General features: G+C 42.5%; 17 protein-coding genes. 10 read left to right on the top strand and 7 right to left on the bottom strand.

Annotated elements, in window-relative coordinates; all coding sequences use genetic code 11:
* Window positions 1-7 precede the first annotated feature (7 nt).
* Window positions 8-1411 carry an S-methylmethionine permease gene (mmuP, locus tag NST15_RS01465; protein WP_035390586.1) on the top strand — a complete coding sequence of 468 codons (1404 nt, stop codon included), beginning with the start codon at window positions 8-10 and terminating at the stop codon, window positions 1409-1411.
* Between the two features lie 112 nt (window positions 1412-1523).
* Entirely contained in the window at window positions 1524-2144 is a 621-nt protein-coding gene (locus tag NST15_RS01460) for a hypothetical protein (protein WP_125590887.1), read from the top strand.
* 346 nt (window positions 2145-2490) lie between these two features.
* On the opposite strand, the gene NST15_RS01455 is transcribed toward NST15_RS01460, so the two are convergent.
* Together NST15_RS01455 and NST15_RS01450 are read right to left on the bottom strand one after the other, a co-directional pair.
* A complete protein-coding gene (locus NST15_RS01455) occupies window positions 2491-2973 on the bottom strand; it encodes a hypothetical protein (protein ID WP_007498435.1) in 483 nt (160 codons plus the stop codon).
* Between the two features lie 107 nt (window positions 2974-3080).
* A complete protein-coding gene (locus NST15_RS01450; protein ID WP_342498779.1) occupies window positions 3081-5747 on the bottom strand; it encodes a S8 family serine peptidase in 2667 nt (888 codons plus the stop codon).
* Window positions 5748-5929: 182 nt separating this feature from the next.
* Between NST15_RS01450 and NST15_RS01445 the strand changes: the two genes are divergently transcribed.
* The 6 genes from NST15_RS01445 to NST15_RS01420 are packed head-to-tail and all read left to right on the top strand — an operon-like array spanning window position 5930 to window position 13482.
* Complete coding sequence (locus NST15_RS01445) at window positions 5930-6451, top strand: PTS sugar transporter subunit IIA (protein WP_342498778.1); 522 nt, start codon at window positions 5930-5932, stop codon at window positions 6449-6451.
* Window positions 6448-6777: a fructose PTS transporter subunit IIB gene (locus NST15_RS01440; RefSeq protein ID WP_007498438.1), complete on the top strand. Its 330-nt coding sequence runs from the start codon at window positions 6448-6450 to the stop codon at window positions 6775-6777. The genes NST15_RS01445 and NST15_RS01440 overlap by 4 nt, the downstream gene beginning before the upstream one ends.
* Window positions 6778-6813: 36 nt before the next feature.
* Window positions 6814-7932, top strand: coding sequence for a PTS fructose transporter subunit IIC (locus NST15_RS01435; protein WP_017358746.1), 1119 nt, complete (start codon window positions 6814-6816; stop codon window positions 7930-7932).
* A gap of 28 nt (window positions 7933-7960) precedes the next feature.
* Window positions 7961-10624, top strand: coding sequence for a mannosylglycerate hydrolase (gene mngB / locus NST15_RS01430; RefSeq protein WP_342498777.1), 2664 nt, complete (start codon window positions 7961-7963; stop codon window positions 10622-10624).
* A gap of 57 nt (window positions 10625-10681) precedes the next feature.
* A complete protein-coding gene (locus NST15_RS01425; protein ID WP_039963244.1) occupies window positions 10682-11566 on the top strand; it encodes an ROK family protein in 885 nt (294 codons plus the stop codon).
* Window positions 11563-13482, top strand: coding sequence for a BglG family transcription antiterminator (locus NST15_RS01420; protein WP_035703031.1), 1920 nt, complete (start codon window positions 11563-11565; stop codon window positions 13480-13482). The genes NST15_RS01425 and NST15_RS01420 overlap by 4 nt, the downstream gene beginning before the upstream one ends.
* Before the next feature lie 61 nt (window positions 13483-13543).
* Here the strand turns inward: NST15_RS01420 and arr are convergent, their stop codons facing one another.
* Window positions 13544-13960, bottom strand: a complete 417-nt coding sequence (gene arr / locus NST15_RS01415; RefSeq protein WP_017366526.1) for an NAD(+)--rifampin ADP-ribosyltransferase — start codon at window positions 13958-13960, stop codon at window positions 13544-13546.
* A 139-nt stretch (window positions 13961-14099) separates the two neighbouring features.
* Between arr and NST15_RS01410 the strand changes: the two genes are divergently transcribed.
* Window positions 14100-14246 (top strand): hypothetical protein, encoded by a 147-nt coding sequence (locus NST15_RS01410; RefSeq protein ID WP_155758902.1) that lies wholly within the window; start codon window positions 14100-14102, stop codon window positions 14244-14246.
* Between the two features lie 113 nt (window positions 14247-14359).
* Window positions 14360-14677, top strand: a complete 318-nt coding sequence (locus NST15_RS01405) for a hypothetical protein (RefSeq protein ID WP_035390595.1) — start codon at window positions 14360-14362, stop codon at window positions 14675-14677.
* A 7-nt stretch (window positions 14678-14684) separates the two neighbouring features.
* On the opposite strand, the gene NST15_RS01400 is transcribed toward NST15_RS01405, so the two are convergent.
* From NST15_RS01400 to NST15_RS01385, 4 genes are all read right to left on the bottom strand, one after another.
* Window positions 14685-15422: a hypothetical protein gene (locus tag NST15_RS01400; RefSeq protein ID WP_035703028.1), complete on the bottom strand. Its 738-nt coding sequence runs from the start codon at window positions 15420-15422 to the stop codon at window positions 14685-14687.
* Window positions 15423-15604: 182 nt separating this feature from the next.
* The gene (locus NST15_RS01395) at window positions 15605-17026 is read right to left on the bottom strand and encodes a glycoside hydrolase family 1 protein (protein ID WP_035703025.1); all 1422 of its coding nucleotides are present in this window, start codon (window positions 17024-17026) and stop codon (window positions 15605-15607) included.
* A gap of 19 nt (window positions 17027-17045) precedes the next feature.
* Window positions 17046-18905, bottom strand: coding sequence for a beta-glucoside-specific PTS transporter subunit IIABC (locus tag NST15_RS01390; protein WP_342498776.1), 1860 nt, complete (start codon window positions 18903-18905; stop codon window positions 17046-17048).
* A gap of 236 nt (window positions 18906-19141) precedes the next feature.
* Window positions 19142-19978 carry a PRD domain-containing protein gene (locus NST15_RS01385; protein ID WP_146271311.1) on the bottom strand — a complete coding sequence of 279 codons (837 nt, stop codon included), beginning with the start codon at window positions 19976-19978 and terminating at the stop codon, window positions 19142-19144.
* Between the last annotated feature and the right edge of the window lie 56 nt (window positions 19979-20034).

Raw genomic sequence — 20034 nt, 5'->3', positions numbered from 1 at the left:
GGAAGACATGGAACAAGCAAAAGATCAGTCACAACAATATCAACGAAAAATGACAAGCCGTCACCTGTTCATGCTTTCTTTAGGTGGCGTGATTGGCACAGGACTCTTTTTAAGTTCAGGATATACGATCAATCAGGCCGGACCTGCGGGAACGATTTTGGCTTATCTGGTTGGGGCATTAATTGTGTATCTCGTGATGCTCTGTTTAGGTGAACTGTCTGTCGCAATGCCGGTTACAGGCGCTTTTCACACATATGCAACAAAATACATTGGGCCCGGCACTGGCTATACAGTGGCTTGGCTTTATTGGCTGACATGGACCGTGGCACTTGGTTCAGAATTTACAGCGGCAGGTCTTTTAATGCAGCGCTGGTTCCCGGACACATCAGTTTGGATGTGGAGCGGTGTTTTTGCCATTCTCATCTTTTTACTCAATGCTTTTACAGTTAAGTTTTTTGCAGAATCGGAATTTTGGTTTTCTAGCATTAAAGTCATGGCTATTATTCTCTTTATTATCCTTGGCGGAGCCGCGATGTTTGGATTGATTCCACTAAAAGGCGGTGAGGCCGCTCCGTTCTTCTCTAACTTCACTGGAGATGGGGGTCTCTTCCCAAACGGCTTTTTACCGATTTTAATGACAATGCTGGCTGTTAATTTTGCTTTTTCGGGTACTGAGCTAATTGGGATTGCTGCGGGCGAAAGTGTCAATCCAGATGAGACCATTCCCCGGGCGATTCGCACGACTGTGCTACGTCTTGTCCTGTTTTTCGTCGGAACGATCGTGGTCTTAGCCGGCTTAATTCCAGTAGAAGAAGCCGGGGTGATCAAAAGTCCTTTCGTTGTGGTCTTTGACCGCATCGGTATTCCTTATGCGGCAGATTTTATGAACTTTGTCATTCTGACGGCGATCTTATCTGCTGCAAACTCAGGACTATACGCTTCATCTCGCATGCTATGGTCCCTTTCTGAAGAACGAACATTACCTAAAAAGCTGGCAAAATTGACGTCAAAGGGAATTCCTTTGAATGCACTCATTTTGAGTATGATTGGGGGCATTCTCTCTTTGCTATCGAGTGTCATCGCACCTGAAACGGTGTATCTGGTTCTTGTTTCAATCTCTGGACTCGCCGTTGTTGTTGTATGGATGGGAATTGCAGCTTCACAGTTCATGTTTCGCAAAAAATTCTTACAGGATGGCGGACAGCTTCATGATTTATCTTTCCGAACCCCGCTCTATCCGGTGGTTCCGATTGCTGCCTTCCTCCTATGCCTTGCATCTGTGATCGGCATTGCTTTTGATCCAAATCAGCGTATTGCTCTTATCTGCGGTATCCCTTTTATCGCACTCTGCTATGCTGCCTATTACATGACAACATGGATTCAGAAAAAACGAGAAAAACCTGGTGTATAGCACCAGGGTTTTTGTTTGTCCCAAAAAAGGATATCACTAGCAAAACAAAGACATTTTGGTATATGATAGGAATCTATGATTTTCAGGATGAATCAAGGGAGCTGTTTTTAATATGGAAATGACCATTACAAGAGCATTAAGTGAACTGAAAATGTTAGATAAGAGAATCAGCCGAACGATTGATGAAGCCGTACTCGGTGGCTTGGTCATCGGGAAACATATACAGAACGGATTTCAAAATCAAGAAGAAGTAGAAAAAAAGGCAAAAGCAGATGACCAATCGATTCAAGCATTAATCAAACGCCGAAATGCCATTAAATCAGCCATCGTTGTGTCGAATGCTACGACAACGATTGAGGTGGCGGGTGTTAGCATGACCGTAGCAGAAGCCATTGAACGCAAGACATCCATAGATTACGATATTCGTTATTTACGAAAATTAAAAAAGGTCTACACAGAGCTGGTTGACCGGTCAGAACAAATCAATGAAGATGTGAAAAAGAGACTGGATCAGCATTTAGAAACACTATTTGGGAAAGACGGGAAAACACAAGCCGCTGCCAACCAAGAGATCGTCAAGTCATTCCTAGCTGAAAATGAGGCGGCGATCATTGACCCTCTTCGTCTCCGAGTGAAGATTGAACAGCTTTCGAAAGAGATTGAAGATTTCCAAATGGAAGTGGATTTCTCCTTGTCAGAAAGCAATACCTTGACAAAAATACAGATCGACTAGTCGATTTTGTTAGTGAGCCGAAAATCGATAGGACTAAACACCTCCGAGGGAAAGGTCATTCCCTCCTCATCTGATGATCATCTTAGGATGATCCATGATAAAAGCTCAAAGCTGAACGTTCAAAGCTGAAAGCTCAAGTATTCAAAGTTCTTATCCATCAAAGTTCAAGATGAAAAGCTCAATGCTCGATCGAATCTGGGAGAAACGGCTCATGAGTATTTGTTTATCGACTCTTTCGGTTGCCGCCCAGCAGGTTTGCTAACAAAAAGAAAAGGATGTCACTAGCTGACATCCTTTTTTTCTATGAAAACGACAGGAATTTCGCCAAGTCGCCTCTTCTAGCAGATTAGTAACGTGATGTATATGCCAAATGGTACACACTTGTCACATTTGAAGATAGCGTGATGTCGTTTGAAGTAAAAGTCACTGGAACGATATCGTAGTAATGTGTAGACCAGCCTGCATTATTGTATGTACGGTAGCCTGCACCTGCAGGAACTTGAATCGTTAGTGAAAATTGTCCATTCTCGTCTGTTGTACCTGTCGCTGTTTGAGCATATGATTTGATTGCTGCTTCAAAATAAAGCTGAATTGGCTGATTCGCCATGAGTTGACCACTTGTGTCCTTTAATGTTCCTTTAAAAGTAGCTGGATAATATGAACCTACACGATATTTACTGCCAGAACCGTAATTAACCATACCACCGTCTGCTGCTGTGACGCCTGTTACTTGTACGGATGCTGGTACTGCTCCTGTTTCCTCTGCATGTGCAAAGCTTGGGAAAACGAGAAGCAATGATAGAAAGAAAGCAAACATGATTTTTTTCATCGATAAATCCTCCTTTTTTTTCCTACTATATTACTATCGACAGTTATTGTCATTTTTCCAGTAAAAAACAAAAACTTCCCTTTTTATTCAAAAGGGAAGCTGCAAAACTATTTTTTCACAACAACTTTCACTGCTTTACTTTCTCTTTTTCTCACATCTGAAGCCGTCACATACAAGACGGTTTTGGCTTTTTGCGGCTTGATTTTAGCCGTAAATGCGCCTTTGCTATTGGTTTTGACCGTTTGAATGACTTTCTTTGATTTGTTCTTCACCTTGATTGTCAAGCCTGCACCCGCAGTTCCTTTGACCGTTTTACTTTTCACTGTTACTCGATTCACCTTTGGCTTAGCTGGTGCTTTGCCCTTTTTCACTACCGTTTTGAGCGAAGTCGCAGCCTTTCCTTTTGATATCTTGATGTGAAGCACTTTATTATTGTTTTGATGCTTGATCTTCACACTAAAGGTTCCCTTTTTGCTTGCCGTGCCTTTTCCAAGCAGGGTTTTGCCTCTATACACAGAAATGGCAGCGCCGGCTTTCGCCTTTCCTGTCACCTTTTGATGCTGATCTTCTACTTTGTTAACTGATGCGTTTAATTCAACAGCACTTAACGCGGCAAAAGCATTGAGTCTGCCATGTCCTGTCATCCAATCGATACCCGGAATTTTCGGATCAACAACAGGCTCGTCATTTTCATCATAGAAAACGTCATCTGTTCCATCAACAGCTTTAAATGAAATATCATCCGCTGTATTTTGTAAAATATTTCTCACTTGATTTGGTTTCAGGGTTGGATTTTTAGAAAGCAGTAATCCTGCTGCTGCTGCAACATACGGTGTAGCCATTGATGTCCCGCTCAAGTATGAAACATTCCCATCAGGCATTAAGCTTGGGATATCAGACCCTGGTGCAGACATGCTTAATCCTTTCCCATAGCTTGAGAATTCAGCGGCAATATCCATGCGATTGCTTGCACCAACTGCCATGGCGTACTTGGAAGTCGCAGGATAACCCATTTCTGGAATGCCATCGTTTCCGCTCGCCACTACCACTAATACATTTTTTTGTGCAGCATAGTTCATCGCATATTCAATGACCTTGCTGTAGTAGCCACCAAGGCTCATGTTGATGACCTTTGCACCTTTGTCCACTGCATGTTTAATGCCTAGAGCAATATGCTCTGTATCTCCATTTCCATACGCATCCAGCACTTTGACTGGGATGATTCCTGTATGTTGATTCAGCCCTGCCATGGAGTAATGATTATCGGCTTTTGCTGCAATGATACCTGCCACATGGGTGCCGTGGCCATTGTCATCAATTGCATCTTTATTTCGGCCGATCAGATTGGCACCTAAGTCTGTGCGAACCGTTCCGCTTAAATCGGACAAACGGCTGTCGACACCTGTATCCACAACAGCAATTAACGTTTGCTTCATTTTGCTTGTGCCAATCAATGTATTCATTTGTTCAAACTTCACATCAGCGCCTTTTTTCCCACTGTTCTGCGCACTGTTTTTCAGCGGCCACTGGTAACCATACTGCGCGTCATTACTGAGCGCACGATACGTTTGTACAGGCTCTGCAAATTCAACATTCGGCATACTAGAAAGCTTTCTCGCCGTGCTTTTGATCACAGCTTTGCCTGCTTTAAGCGTTTTGCCAGCTGATTCTTTCCCTGCCGGTACATCGTAAACATACATTCCTTTGAATAAAGGATTTACTGACTGAGATGTCACACGGTTTTCTTGAATTCCGTAGCCTTTCATCTTCTTTTTTGCGGATTGAAGCGTTTGTCCATCCTTTAATTTAAAGATGATTTTGTTTGTGTTGACCTTTTCTTCTGGAACAAGCTTTTGTTTCTCTAATACATAACCGATCGATTTTCCTTCAAGCTGATCGATTCCTACTTTTTGTCCCACTGTTTCTAATTCCTTTTTTAGATAGGCTGGACTTGCCTCTTTGAGCATATCAAAAAGGGAACGGATCGCCTGTTGCTCTTTCTCTGTGACGATATGACCGCTGAATGCACCATTTTTCTCTACGTCATTCAGCAATGATTTTAATGTAAGCAAATGATTGTACACCGTTTGCTGCTTTTTTTGATTGTTGATGAGTTTAGATTTAAGAAACGGCTTTGTTTTTTGTAGCAGACGTGTAAGCTTCTGACCATCGGCTGTTTCATTGAATCGTTTGTCTTCGATCGTACGAATGGATTGAAGAATTTGACGTCCATGCTTTTTCTCAATAATGATGATCCCTGGCTCTTCTTCTTCAGGGAAAATCGGTTCAGATGGCGGAAGATTCGCGCCTTTATACCCGATTGTATATGCTGCATCCTCTTCCTCATCACGGCTGTCTTCCTCTGAACCTAAATACAGCACTTTGACATAGTAAGGACCTGACCATGCATGCGGGAAGTTGATTTCTGTCTCTCCACTTGCTGTGTCCACACGATATCTCGAATAAGTGTCATCCTTTATCGCTCTATCCTTACTTGGGTAGACCGATACAGATAACACTTGTTTGCTTTTGACAGCAATTTGCATATGTGTATGTTTTGCCACATCTTGTGCAGATGGCGTGATTTGGTACCATGACTCTTCTTTTTCATTCTGTAATGTACCTGAGATAACTTCACCATTTTTTAATCCAATGGCTTCATTGACACTTGTGCCCTTACTAACTGCTGATGCCTCGTACCCAGGTAATGCAGCCATACATAGAATGATGGCCATGAGTACAACCACACAGGATTTGACCTGCTTTTTAAACATGAAAAGACCCCCCCCTTATCTTTTACAATACCTTGGAAGAATATCACAGAATCCCTTTTAGTAGAATCTGTTTTTGACATAATTAAACTCGTTTTAAGCTAGGATTTGAGATATTCAGATGGCTAGTCTGATCGCTTCATAAACTTTTTGCCATTTCAAACGGAAAATGATGCTATTTAACCATGTCGAAAAGTAAATTACAATCAAATTGTAAGCGCTTAACAAACAAGAAAGAAGGGATCAGCTTGTTCCAAAAAGATCATGTTTTTACACAAGTAAACGGTCGATCAAAGAATGAGATTTTACAATACATTTCCGAGAAAGCTGAAGACCTTCACATTACAAACGATCAGTCAGGGTTATTAACAGATTTGTTGAAACGCGAAGACGAAGTCTCAACAGGACTTCAGCAAGGTTTTGCGATTCCTCATACAAAAAGCTCTGCTGTTCAAACGGCTTCACTTCTCTTTTTAGAACTTGAACAACCCATAGAATGGGGAAGCTTCGACGATTTGCCAACAAGCTATTTATTTACACTGCTCGTTCCACTAGAAGAGGCCAATGTCACACACCTCAAATTACTGTCTGGCATTGCCACAAGTTTAATGGAGCCTGCTTTCATCGAAAAGATTCAACCTGGTCAAACAGCAGACTATTATTACGAAGTCATTGAACAACAATTGAAAGAGGGGATTACACAATGAAAATTGTCGGTGTCACTTCATGCCCAGCAGGGTTAGCTCATACACCAATGGCAGCAAAAGCATTAGAGAATGCGGGTAAACAGCTTGGACACGAGATTAAAATCGAACAACAAGGAATTATGGGACAGGTGAATGGCATTACAGCAGAGGAAGCCAAGCAGGCAGACCTTTGCATCATCGCCTCCAATCAGCACATTAACGACGCTGAACGCTTCTCAGGTATTCCTACTGTACGTGTCGAAATCGGACGCGCCTTAAAAAATGCCGAGCAAATCATCACAAAAGCCGTTGCGCTGGTTGAAAAGAAAAAATCTGAATCCCAATAAACAGGAGCAATGCCATATAGAAAGGAGCAAAGCAGAATGAAAGCAAAATTAAAAGTCATTGAAGGCCACCTCATGACCGGTATTTCTTATATTCTTCCGGTGATCATCGGAGCTTCACTTATCGTTGGTTTAGCCAAACTAGTCGGGTTAGGTTTTGGTGTGTCAGATTTAAACGCCTATAAAGATGCAGGCGGCATTTTACATGGTGCCTATTTGATGGAACAGGTTGGCTGGACAGGCATTGGCTTAATGAACGTACTGCTCGCTGGCTTTATTGCCTATTCGATTGCGGATAAATCTGGTCTTGCGGCCGGCTTTATCGGTGGAGCTCTTGCCAGCTCAACAAATGCTGGTTTTATCGGCGCCGTCATTGCAGGTTTCTTTGCCGGATATGTCGCTCTCTTTGTGAAAAGAAAAATTCAAATTCAAGGCTCCGCAGCTGGACTCGTCCCTCTGCTCATCTTACCGCTCATTACTGTTGGCTTAACCGGACTTCTCATGTCCGTTCTGCTGGGCGGTCCATTAGGGGCTTTGAACACCGCATTAATTGAATGGATCAAAGGCATGGTCGCAGATGGAACAAGTACACTCGCACTTGCTCTCATTCTAGGTGCAATGATTGGCTTTGATCTTGGCGGCCCAGTGAATAAGTCAGCTTGGATGGCTGGTAACGCGCTCTTCCTATCAGGTGTCTATCTTCCTGCCATTCTCGTCAATATCGCGATTGTCATTCCGCCGCTTGGATACGGGCTTGCGACATTGATTCGAAAACGCAACTTCTCTCCTACGTTTAGAGAAGCCGGACGAGGCGGTCTTGTGATGGGGATTATCGGGATTACAGAAGGAGCCATTCCTTTTACACTCGTCAATCCTTTGAAATTGATTCCGCTGAATGTCGTCGCTTGTGCTGCTGGAAGCGGGGTCGCTGCCTTATTAGGTGTCCATGACATCATGCCGCCAATTGGCGGACTCTACGGATTCTTCTCAGTAGGAAACTGGTGGGCATATTTAATCGGCGCGCTAACTGGCGCACTTGTTATTGGAATTGGTGCCAACCTACTTGTGAACTTCTCTGAGAAAAAAGAACCCCAAAAGCCAGAACATGATCAGAAGCAGAAAGAAGAAGATGATTTTGACCTTGTGCTAGAAGGATAATTTGAACAAAGAAAGGTGTCGTTACACAATGACTGTCAATGTACATGTGATTCCACATACTCACTGGGACCGGGAATGGTATTTTACCACCTCCCGCTCCCGTATCTACTTAATGAAAAGCGTAATGGACATATTGGACACCCTCGAAACAGATGAACGATTCCATTACTTCATGCTCGATGCACAAGCATCCTTGCTAGATGATTACTTGAAATGGCGCCCAGAGGATGAGGATCGAATCAAACAGCTCGTCACAGCAAAACGCCTCATCATCGGTCCGTGGTATACACAAACGGATCAGCTCGTGATTTCTGGGGAATCGATTGTACGGAACCTGCAATATGGGATTGAGCGCTGTCAGCAGTTTGGACATGTCATGAAGGTCGGTTATGTCCCTGATTCCTTCGGTCAATCTGCACAAATGCCTCAAATTTATCAAGGCTTTGGTATTGTCGACACAGCCTTTTGGCGCGGCGTTTCTGATCATATGACGAATCACACAGAATTTAATTGGCGCGGGGCGGATGGCAGTGAAGTTTTTGCAGTGAATCTGCCATTTGGCTACTACTACGGAGGAAATATTCCTGAAAAGGATGAAGACCTGCAATCTTTCCTTTCTGAAAAAATCGGGGCGCTGCAAGCAAAAGCCACGACAAAGAATGTCTATTTCCCAAATGGCTTTGACCAGGCGCCTATTCGTAAAAACCTGCCTGACTTATTAGAAAAAGCCAATGAAATAGACGAGCACCACTATCAAATCAGCAGTTTAGAAGACTACATTGCAGCAGTGAAAAAAGAGCGGACTTCTTTTGAGACATTAGAAGGAGAGCTCATTCATGCCAAGCATATGCGAATTCATAAGTCTATTTTTTCAACAAGAGCAGATTTGAAAATCTTAAACAACCAAATTGAAAACTATCTTGTCAATGTGATGGAGCCGATCCTTACAATCAGCTATTCACTTGGACACGATTATCCGCATGACACGGTGCGTGATATTTGGTACCTCATGTTTGAAAATGCAGCGCATGATAGCATTGGCGGCTGTAATAGTGATACGACGAATCAAGATGTCTTTTTCCGCTATAAACAGGCAAAGGAAATCGCCGAGAATCTTGTGGACTTACACATGCGTCTCATCGCCATCCGGCTGCAAACTGAGCAAGAAATCACGTTCACTTTATTTAATACACTGCCTTCAAAGCGCTCTGAAGTCATTGAAGTCGAAACCTTTATCACAGAACGTCCATTTACGCTAAAAGACGCTGATGGACGAACTCTTCACTACACAGTCAAAAGCAAAACCGATGTGACAGATTATGTCTTAGCACAGCAGATTTCACTTAACCCAAGCAAAGAGGTGTACATGCCAAAGCAAGTCTGGAAAGCTGTTTTACTCATTGAAGCAGTCGACTTGCCATCCGTTGGTTATACACAAGTCAGCATGGTTTTCGATGAATCTAGTGAATCCATTTTGGAAAAAACAGAAGGTCGTGTCATTGAAAATACGTTTTATCGCATTGCAGCAAATGACAATGGGTCATTAGAAATTACGGATAAACAGACCGGACGAACTTTCTCTGAGCAAATGATCTTTGAAGACAACGGAGATGATGGGGATTCTTATAACTATTCACCACCGCGTGAGGATCTTTATGTATCATCTAAAGATATCTCATCAGCTGACATCGCCGTATCTAAAAGCAGTTTACAGGAAGAGCTCATCATCAAGCTTCAATTGACTGTCCCATATGATTTAGAGGAACGTTCGGAGCAAAAGGTGACGACTTCCCTCCCGATCACAGCGAAGGTGGCTTTAAATAAAGATGAAGCGGTCATCCGTTTTCATGTAAATGTTGACAACCATGCGCTAGACCACCGTCTACGGGTACTCTTTGATACAGGTATTGCATCAAACGTATCACTCAGCGATCAACAGTTTGGCACCATCGAACGTCCAACGGAGCTGACGCAAGAGCTAGAATGGTGGAACAATGAACATTGGGAAGAAAAACCGATTACCATTGAACCAATGCAATCATTTGTTGCACTTCGCGATGAAGCATATGGTGTCTCTCTTTTGACGGACTGCGTCAGAGAATACCAAATCACAGGCGAAGACTACACAACCATTGCTTACACACTCTTCCGCTGTTTCGGAAAAATGGGGAAAGAAAACCTTCTTTACCGTCCCGGCCGGGCTTCTGGAGAAAAAATCGTGGAAACACCTGACGCCCAGCTTCAAGGATCGCTATCATTCTCCTTTGGCATGCACTATAGCCAAGAAGCGGTGAATGAAGGACACTTGGCTCAGCTTGCTAAACGTTACACCACCCCGGTTCAGTGCTACGAGCGGGCAGACTTTTTAAACGGTCGTTTAATTTTCTCTTTCCGAGATGAAAAAGAAGACTTACAATCTACTTATAGCCTGCTTGACATTGAAACAGACGGGGCCGTTCTAAGCGCTTTGAAAAAAGAAGAGCATGGAACAGGCATTGTCATTCGTCTCTTCAATCCATATTTAACACGTCAAACAGCCGCTTCAATCAATAGTTCATCTCTACAACATGGAGAAACAGCGAATTTAGGCGAAACACCTGAAGGACATATACTGAAAGCACAACATGGATCATTACACATTGAACCGCTCACACCTTGTCAGGTACAAACCTACATTGTAAAGAAAAAATGAACATGTAGGGGCGGGATCCATTTGGATTCCGCCCCTCTTTAATGGAGGGCATTGATCATGCGAATTGGAGGCATCGAAGCAGGCGGTACAAAATTTGTCTGCGGCTACGGAACAACAGACGGAACGATTGAACATATGACTTCCTTTGCAACAGGGAACCCAGAAGAAACATGCCGGCAAGTGATCGAATACTTTACAGAACATCCAGTCGATGCGATTGGCATAGGCGCATTCGGGCCTGTCGATGTAAAAGAGCACAGCCCCAGCTATGGAACGATTCTCGAAACACCCAAAACAGCTTGGCGCCAATTTCCATTACTCTCAACCTTAAAACAAGCACTCGGTCTCCCTATGAAGCTTGATACGGATGTGAACTGTGCGGCGCTCGGTGAAGCTCGTTTTTCAACTGACACAGACAGACCAAATTCCTTGGTCTACATCACGGTTGGGACGGGAATCGGCGGCGGTGCCTATATTGAAAACCGCCTCATTCACGGACTGCTTCATCCAGAAATGGGACATATCACCGTTCAGCGCCACCCTCATGACACCTATGGGGGCTGCTGCCCTATCCACCATGATTGTTTAGAGGGACTAGCATCTGGACCTGCCATAGAAAGCCGATATCATACATTGGCACAAATGCTGCCAGAGGAGCACCCTGCCTGGTCACTTCAAGCTTATTATCTCGGGCAAATGACTGCAAATTTATTACTCACCCTTTCACCAGAACGCATTATTTTGGGTGGAGGTGTCATGAAACAGCCGGCTTTGCTGCCGCTCATCCTTGAAGAAACAGACAAGCGGCTTCATGGTTACTTACAATTACCAAAGCCATTAAATGAAATTGTCACAAAGCCTTCCTTTGACGGATTATCTGGTTTAATGGGAGCCATCGCCCTTGGAGCTGATGCCTTAAAGGAACAAGGAGCGGCGCAATGATGATGACGGCAGATACTCGAACCTACCAGCTCATTCAGCGGCTATTTGAAACGAAAGGGTTCGTGAAGCTGGAGGAGCTCACTGCCTCTTTTCGCTTATCTGACCGCTCCATCCGCAATTTAATCAAAGAAGCAAACGAGCTGTTAACACAAGCTGGAGCTATGATCAAGACCATCCGCGGGAAAGGATATACGCTCTTAACAAGTGACCAAGACGCTTTCCTGCTTTGGCTTCATCAGCAAAAGCTTCCTGCCCGCTCTCTCGTACCCGTCATGCCAGAAGAGCGCATACGATTTATGATGAGAAAACTATTGCTTCAATCAGACTACTTAAAAATTGATCAATTAGCAGAAGAATTGTTCATCAGCCGTATGACGGTCAGCAGTGATTTAAAAAAAGGACGGGAGCTGTTAGCCCGTTACGGTATGACCCTTGTCTCAAAGCCTGGATTTGGCTTAAAAGTAGACGGAGACGAATTGCAAAAAAGGACGTGCTACGCAGACTTACTGCTTGAAGAAGAACCCGCCCTATCTCATATAACTGAGCGGGAACAGCTTCATTTCCCTGACATTTCACTTGAAACCATTCGATCCATTGTGCTGACAAATCTATATCAAGAATCACTGCTCATTAAAGATATTGCCCTAAAGAATTTAGTGATTCACTTAGCGATTGCCATTCAGCAAACGCAAAAAAAACAGCGGATACCCGCCAGTACCACTCACCCACAAAGACCGCCAGTGTTAACAAGAATCGCTCAAAAGATCACTCATCAAATAAGCGACACGTTTCACGTCACCTTATCAGAGGATGAAACAGATTACTTGGTGATGCATCTCTTAGCGAATCAAACGTGGAAAGAAATCGATGAGCACCAAACGACCGAAGAAGTACGTCAGGCGGTGACACAATTTCTCCAGCACATTGAAAAAACAAGCGGTCATCGTTTTGTAGATGACGATATCCTGCGTCAAGATTTGATGCTGCATATGAAGCCATTATTAAATCGAATTCAATATGGCGTGTCTTTACAAAATCCGCTTTTGCATGAGATCAAAACATCTTACCCTTATCCGTTTGATTTGGCTGTCAGCGGACTCAATGCCTTACAGCTGGTGCGGACGCCAAATGAAGATGAGGCGGCATATGTTGCCTTACATATTGCTGCTTCATTTGAAAGAAGTCATCTTGACACCTCGCAAAAAAAGAGGGCCATTATTGTATGCGGGTCTGGACTAGGAACGGCACGGCTGCTTGAAATTAAATTGAAGGCGGCCTTTCAACATGAGCTTGAGATTGTTGAGCTTTATTCTTATCAGGATTACGCTTTTAGCACGACTTTGCCATGTGATGTGATTATTACAACCGTACCTCTCGCACCAAAGGGGAAACCAATCATTCAAGTGAATGCTTTTTTTGAACATCATGATGTCCAGCGTGTGAGTGAGGTCATTCACCTGTTAAACGGACACGGTTTCCCTTCGCAGGAGCTGATGGCTTTTTTCCAAGAACGATTGACCTTGTTGGATGTGAACCTTTCAAGCAAAGAAGAGGTATTAGATACGCTTTGCAGCCGGCTGGAGGCGCATCAGCTTGTTTCATCTTCTTTTCGTTCCTCCGTGCTGGAGCGGGAGCAAATGTCATCGACCTATCTTGGTAAGGGGATTGCAATGCCTCACCCGCTCATCACAAATGAAGGCACCTCCTGCGTGGCAATTGCACGATTGAAACAGCCGATTGATTGGCAGGGCGATCAAGTATCTCTTATTTTCTTGTTAGCCATTCAGAAAGATGACGCTGCTTGCATGAATCAATTTTTTGAACAAGCTGTCGATTTATTAGACAGTCCTGACCGCCTTCACTCCTTGAAACATGCAAAGACATTTGATGAGCTGATGCATGTCCTGTTTCAATAGCACATAAGGCCGCCCAAGTGAAATCGGGCGGCCTTTTATTCATCTATTCCTTACATACGAATCAATCGTATATGACATTTTTTCCTTCTTCCCTTAACTTTTTTAACGACGTCAGCATATGATTGATTTCTTCATCGGAATGTCTTTCCCACGCACCTAATTCTGCGACTATTTTCAAAGGAGATGTCGACCGGTAAGAACGGGTCGGGTTCCCCGGAAACCTTTGATCCGTCAAATTCGGATCATCTTCAAACTCGCCTGTCGGTTCCACAACATAAATTCTCTCTTTGGAATCAGATCGAGCTAATTCAGCTCCCCATTTGGCTGCGTTTAATGTTCCAGTAAAATAGATGTGGTTCGATTGTTTATCCTGATAATTGGACAAATGCAACGGTTCAAGCAGGTCCCCAATCTTCAATTCCGCTTTCGTCCCATGAAAAAACGGCCCAGGATCTAAAACATCTTTCTTGTCATTCATACAGCCACATCCCTTATCGTTTTTGACTTGCGTATAACAGTATACGGGCTGATGCGGGCGGAAAACAGTCTATAAATGAGATTAAATTCGGGGTATAATGATAGTAGAGAGTAAGGTGTGATTTGTAAAATCCAGCAAGTTGAAAAAACAGCAAGAATACATACAAAGCAGTCTTCTTGAAAGAGATAAAGAAACTAAAAAATTAATTGCAGCAACGGAGCAGGAGGAAAAGGAAGGAAGAAATTTTGGTGGCAGTTTTGGAAATATCGTATTGAAGGATATCTGATCAGGATTGAAGAAGATGAGGATAAAGTAGCCAAAGAGACGTTTTGATGTTTTATCTGGTTGGCGTGTTGGCACATAATCAATTAAATTCTTTAGGAAGGGTGTAATGAGATAATGAAAGATAGAGATAAGATTTGTCATATATATGCTCAAAAAAGTTGGCATATGGATTCTTATATTATTGGTAATCGTGAGGGTTTAATAGAATTAAAGAGTGCTATTGACCAAGCATTAAAAAGTAATGTTGGTCAAGCTGAATTGTTTCCATCAGATTTAGAGGATTATACAACTTACGTTGCTTTAGTTGATGATAAAGAAGAATTGGATTCACTTATTATGCCTTACACTGATGAGGATAATGATGATGAAAACTTGATACATCCAGTTGATATAGTTACAAGTCATGAAGAGAAAAAAACCCCTAAAAATTAGGGGTTTTTTAGTGTAATATTGTTTCTCCTGGACTTGCTTTGTATTTCTTTGGTACTGATGCTCTGAGAGCATGGTGTATTTTATCTTTTGGAGCTACATGAAAATGCCAATACCAAGTTGAGGTTTTTGGTATTAAAGGGATTTTTCCATTGTCTACAGCAAATACTCTTGTTGTTCTTTTCTTTCCTTTGTGTAGGACGACAACTAAACTTCTAAGTTGTCCTTTATCATTTCTTACATCCCATTTAATTTTGTAATTTTTACCAAATCCTTTTATCCGATTTTTTAGATATTTAAGTGCAGTTCTTGCGCCTTTTGATCTGATAGCCATTAAAGCAACTCTTCCTACGGTCATTGCGATAGGTATGAAGAATACTGGTAGTGCTTGTGTTGTTATTTCACTCTGATTACTTTTGGAGTCAAGTTGTTTCATTCGGTTTTCTAAAGCTAAAAATTCTTCATTGTTGAAATATTGATCGATCACTTTATTTTGTTCTGACTCTGTCATGTTTTCAAATTCTTTTTCTGTAAATGGAAGGTTTTCTATGTATTCCCCCATTTTCTTTTCAAGTTCGTCTAATTCTTTGTTAGCTTGTTCATTTTGTAGAACCGTCGGTGTTACTAATGCTTTTAACTCTTGTGAATTGATAGAGTGTGTTTCTGCTGATGCTTCTGATGAAAATGGAGTCCATATTGATATGACAAGAGCTAGGGTAATTAGGGTTAAAAGTGTTTTTTTGAACATTTTGATTATATTCCTCCTTTTGTATTAAATTCCAAAATAAAGGTTATCAAATCAAAATGAGTGTATCAATGGATTTAAGATAGATTTAAGGAAACTTCTATGGTAGACAAATGACACAAGCCGATAAAGTGAACGAACAAAGAAGCCAGTCACCCGCTAATAAGGTGACTGGCTTTTTTCTGTTACTTCCCGACGTTCTCTCCATTTTGCTCGATCAATGTTTCATACCAATAAGAGCTCTTTTTCCGAATTCTTTTGAGGTCTTTTAGGTCAAATTCATCACGGTTGACGTAGATAAAACCGTAACGTTTTGAGCAGCCTTGGTGTGTACTGATTAAGTCGATGGCTGACCATGGGCAGTACCCGAATACCTCAACACCGTCAGTGATCGCCCATTTGATTTGTTCAATATGTTTTTCTAAATAATCAATTCGATAATCATCCTGAATCGATCCATCCGCTTCTAACTTGTCAAAAGCGCCTAGCCCGTTTTCCGTAATAATAAGAGGTAGCTGATAGCGGTCGTAAATCTCACGCATCGTTGATCGGAAACCGGTAGGGTCAATCTCCCAGCCAAAGGCATTTTTACTTAAGAACGGGTTGTTCCCGCCTTTGTAGACGCCATCTTCACCAGATTTTAAATGCTGATCTCCACCGCGGGCAAATTCATCATTGCCATCTCCTTTACTCGCTTCAACCGTTTGAGATGTGTAGTAGTTAAAGGCAATGAAGTCTGGTTTTGCACTTTTCAAAATATCCATATCTCCCTCTTCAATCACAGGAAGAATGTCTTTTTCCTTCATGTATGCCCATGCAAGGTTGTTATAACGACCGAATACCGCCATATCAAGATACAGCCAGTTGCGGATCGCATTGTAATTAGCCGCAGCAATGACATCCTCAGGTTTTGGAGATGCCGGGTAAATAAGGGCGATGTTTGGCGCTGGTCCTATTTTCGCCTCAGGCAGCAAACGATGACAAAGCGTCATGGCTTTCGCCTGTGCCACAAGCATATGGTGGTTCTGCTGATATAGTTCTTTTTTCGGATTTTCTAAATTTGGATCCAGTGTACCTAGAGCTGATCCATGTAAGATCATCATGTTTTGTTCATTAATGGTCAGCCAATATTTTACCTTCTCACCATACTCCTGGAACAAAACCTCCGCATAACGTTCAAACGCATCGACTGTTGGACGATTTGACCAGCCGCCTTTCACTTGAAGCGCATGAGGTAAATCAAAGTGATACATCGTCACAATTGGTTCAATGTCATAGCGTCGCAATTCATCAATGAGAGAATGGTAGAAGTCAATTCCCTTTTGATTGATCTCCCCATCTCCATCTGGAATGATGCGTGTCCATGCAATGGAGAAACGATAAGCCTTCAAGCCCATTTCTGCAAACATCTTCACGTCCTCTTTATATCGATGATAGTGATCGCTGGCTACCTTAAAATCAGTTGTTCCTTCAGGATAGCTTTCTCTCATATCAATGACTGAAGGTCCCTTGCCATCCTCGTTCCATGCACCTTCTACTTGATAGGCGGAAGTAGATCCGCCCCAGAAAAAGTCTTTTGGAAATGGTGCTAGTGTTGAATATCTCATGATTATGTCCTCCCTTTTCTTAAACTAAGTGTAAAAATGATTGTCCTGGTGTCACTTGTTTTTCTTCTGTCTCAATGATATCGCTAAATTCACCGGAATTGGTAATAATCACAGGTGTTGTGACAGACAGTCCTGCTGCTTGAATGGCCTCAATATCAAACTCCGCAAGCAGTTCACCTTCTGTAATGGTTTGGCCCTGCTCAACCTTCGGCGTAAAATGACGGCCCCCAAGTTGTACAGTATCCAATCCAATATGAATGAGTACTTCTGCTCCGCTTTCAGAGGTGAGACCGTATGCATGTCCTGTTGGAAATACCGTTGTCACGACTCCAGTTACTGGTGCAAACAGCTTGCCTTCTGATGGAATAATGGCTGCGCCCTTACCTAAAGCGCCAGATGAGAAGGCCTTATCCTGCACCTCTTCTAGCTTGATGACTTCGCCAGATAAAGGACTTTTCACATGAGCTGCTTTGACACCATGTTCATTTTCAGATGCTGGTGCAGAACTAGCTGCAGGAGCATCTTCTTCATCCACAGGATCTTTGAATCCAATCAAATAGGTTAAGACGATTGAAAGGACAAATGAAACGGAAATTCCGATTAAGAACCCTGTAAATCCTTGACCATAGAAGATCGGAAGTGTCAGTAAACTCGGAAGACCTGACGCGATCGCAATACTTTGTGAATAACCGATAATGGCACCACCGACACCGGCAGAGATAACCGCTGCAATAAATGGTTTTTTCAAACGAAGTGTGACTCCGTATACAGCAGGCTCTGTAATTCCAAATACAGCAGAAACCGCTGTCGATCCAGCTAATGATTTCAGCTTTTTGTTCTTTGTTTTCAGCATAACACCGATTGAAGCACCGGCTTGTGAAAATACAGCTGGCGCAGTGGCCGGCTTAATATGATCTTTTCCATGAACCGCAATATTATTTAAAATGACTGGCACAAGCCCCCAATGGATACCGAAGATGACAAGAACCTGCCATGCCATCGCAATTAAAGCACCGGCAAGTGTAGGGCTAAAGGAGAATACTTTCAGTAGGACGGCTGCAATTCCATTCCCTGCATACACACCAAATGGTCCAAATACGATCAGTGTCAGTGGAACGACCGTGACCAGTAAAATCAGTGGTGTAATAAAGTTTTTCACACTTTCATGAATGACTTTGTTAAAGAAACGTTCGATATATCCCATCACAAACACTGCCAAAATAATTGGGATAACCGTTGAAGTATAAGACATTAAGACAACCGGAATGCCGAAGAACGACACATCTCCGCCGCCTTTTGTGAGCTCTTGAATAGTCGGGTAGATCAGTGCACCTGCAATCGTCACAGCGACAAATGGATTCGCTTTAAACTTCCTAGCAGAAGTGAATGCGAGCAGCAGCGGCAGGAAGTAGAACAAGCTGTCTGATGCGGCAAATAAAATTTGATACGACGTATCTTCAGGAGATAACCATTTTGCATTGATACAGATGCCTAGAAGTCCTTTTAAAATACCGGCACCCGCCATGACACCTAGAAGCGGTGTGAAAATTCCAGAAACAATGTCGACGAATTTTCCAAAAAGACTTGTACTCTCTTCACTTGATCTAGCAGATGAAGAAGTGGAATCCTCTAATAGATTCGTAAACTCCCCAATCTCTCGATATACCTCTGGTACGGTGTTGCCAATGACCACCTGAAACTGGCCGCCGCTTTCCATGACAGTCACCACACCATTTAATTTTTCAATGGCTTCTTTATCTGCTTTTGACCTGTCATTTAATGTGAAGCGAAGTCTTGTCGCACAATGGACCAATGAATGAACGTTTTTCTCTGTACCGATATGTTTGATAATGTCTTCTGCTAATTGACGATGACTCATACAAAAACCCCCTTTTTTTCAAAAAAATACGTTTTTAGGCAAAATAAAAACCTAAACGGGCACCAAAAATAGTCGCAACTTGCTATTGCGCTTTTTCAGTGAACGTTTAGGTTTTGCCTGCCGAACAGTCACAATCCTCTAAGACGATCATTGTGAAACCGTATTCTTTTATGTTTATGAGCAAATAGTACCACTCACTTTTTATAATGTCAACGCTTTCTTTTAAAATTCTATCTTTATTTTTCTCGTTTGATGAGTCGATTCAAATGAATCGATAGATAGAGCATCTCCTCTGATGTCAGGTCGCGATGATACGTTTGATACACATATTCCGCGATTTTCTTTGCACATTCGTACGCCTTCGGATATTTCACTTTAATCAGCTGATATAAATCTTGATCTTCACTGACGAGTAACGTTTCGTTGATGAGACGCTGTACGAAAAAGCGTAAATGTGTGAGAAAGCGATAAAAGTTGAGCGAGTCTTCATCAAATTCCATGTTCAGATGATATTTCACAATGGTCAGTATGGCATTCACTTCTTTCGTGATATTGACCGTTGTAGTCATGTCTTCATTGAGCTCTGCATTAATGATATGCATAGCAATAAAGCCCGCTTCATCTTCAGGCAGTTCAATATGAAGACGATCTTCAATCATCTCAAGGCATTCCTTCGCCACGAGAAACTCATCTTTGTATAAACGTTTAATCTCCCAAATCAGCGAATTCTCAATCAAGTGGTTTTTCTTTAATCGTTCGATGGCGTAATGAATATGGTCTGCCAGCGATACATGCAGACTTTCGTTTAATCTTCGGTTCAGCTTTGTATGTGCGTATTGGATCATTTCCTCGGTCACCTTGACGACATCATATGGAACCTCTTGAAGCAACATTTTCATCCGCTCATGTACGGAATGATCTTCTAGGCGGAACACTTTATCAATTAACGCCTCGTCCACCGGGTCGCCGGGACGTCTTTGAAAAGCGATGCCTCTGCCCATGACGACGATTTCTTTTCCTTGTTCATCTATCACACTAATGACATTATTGTTTAGAACCTTTTGAATCTGCATCTCCAAACACCTCCGTCTATAACCAGCCATCTACACTCAAAATATGCTCTCATCTT

Origin of the sequence: Bacillus sp. FSL R5-0820, assembly GCF_038593385.1 — a bacterium.
In the GTDB taxonomy this organism is placed as follows: domain Bacteria; phylum Bacillota; class Bacilli; order Bacillales; family Bacillaceae; genus Bacillus; species Bacillus altitudinis.
This window is presented reverse-complemented; position numbering and strand designations above follow the sequence as displayed.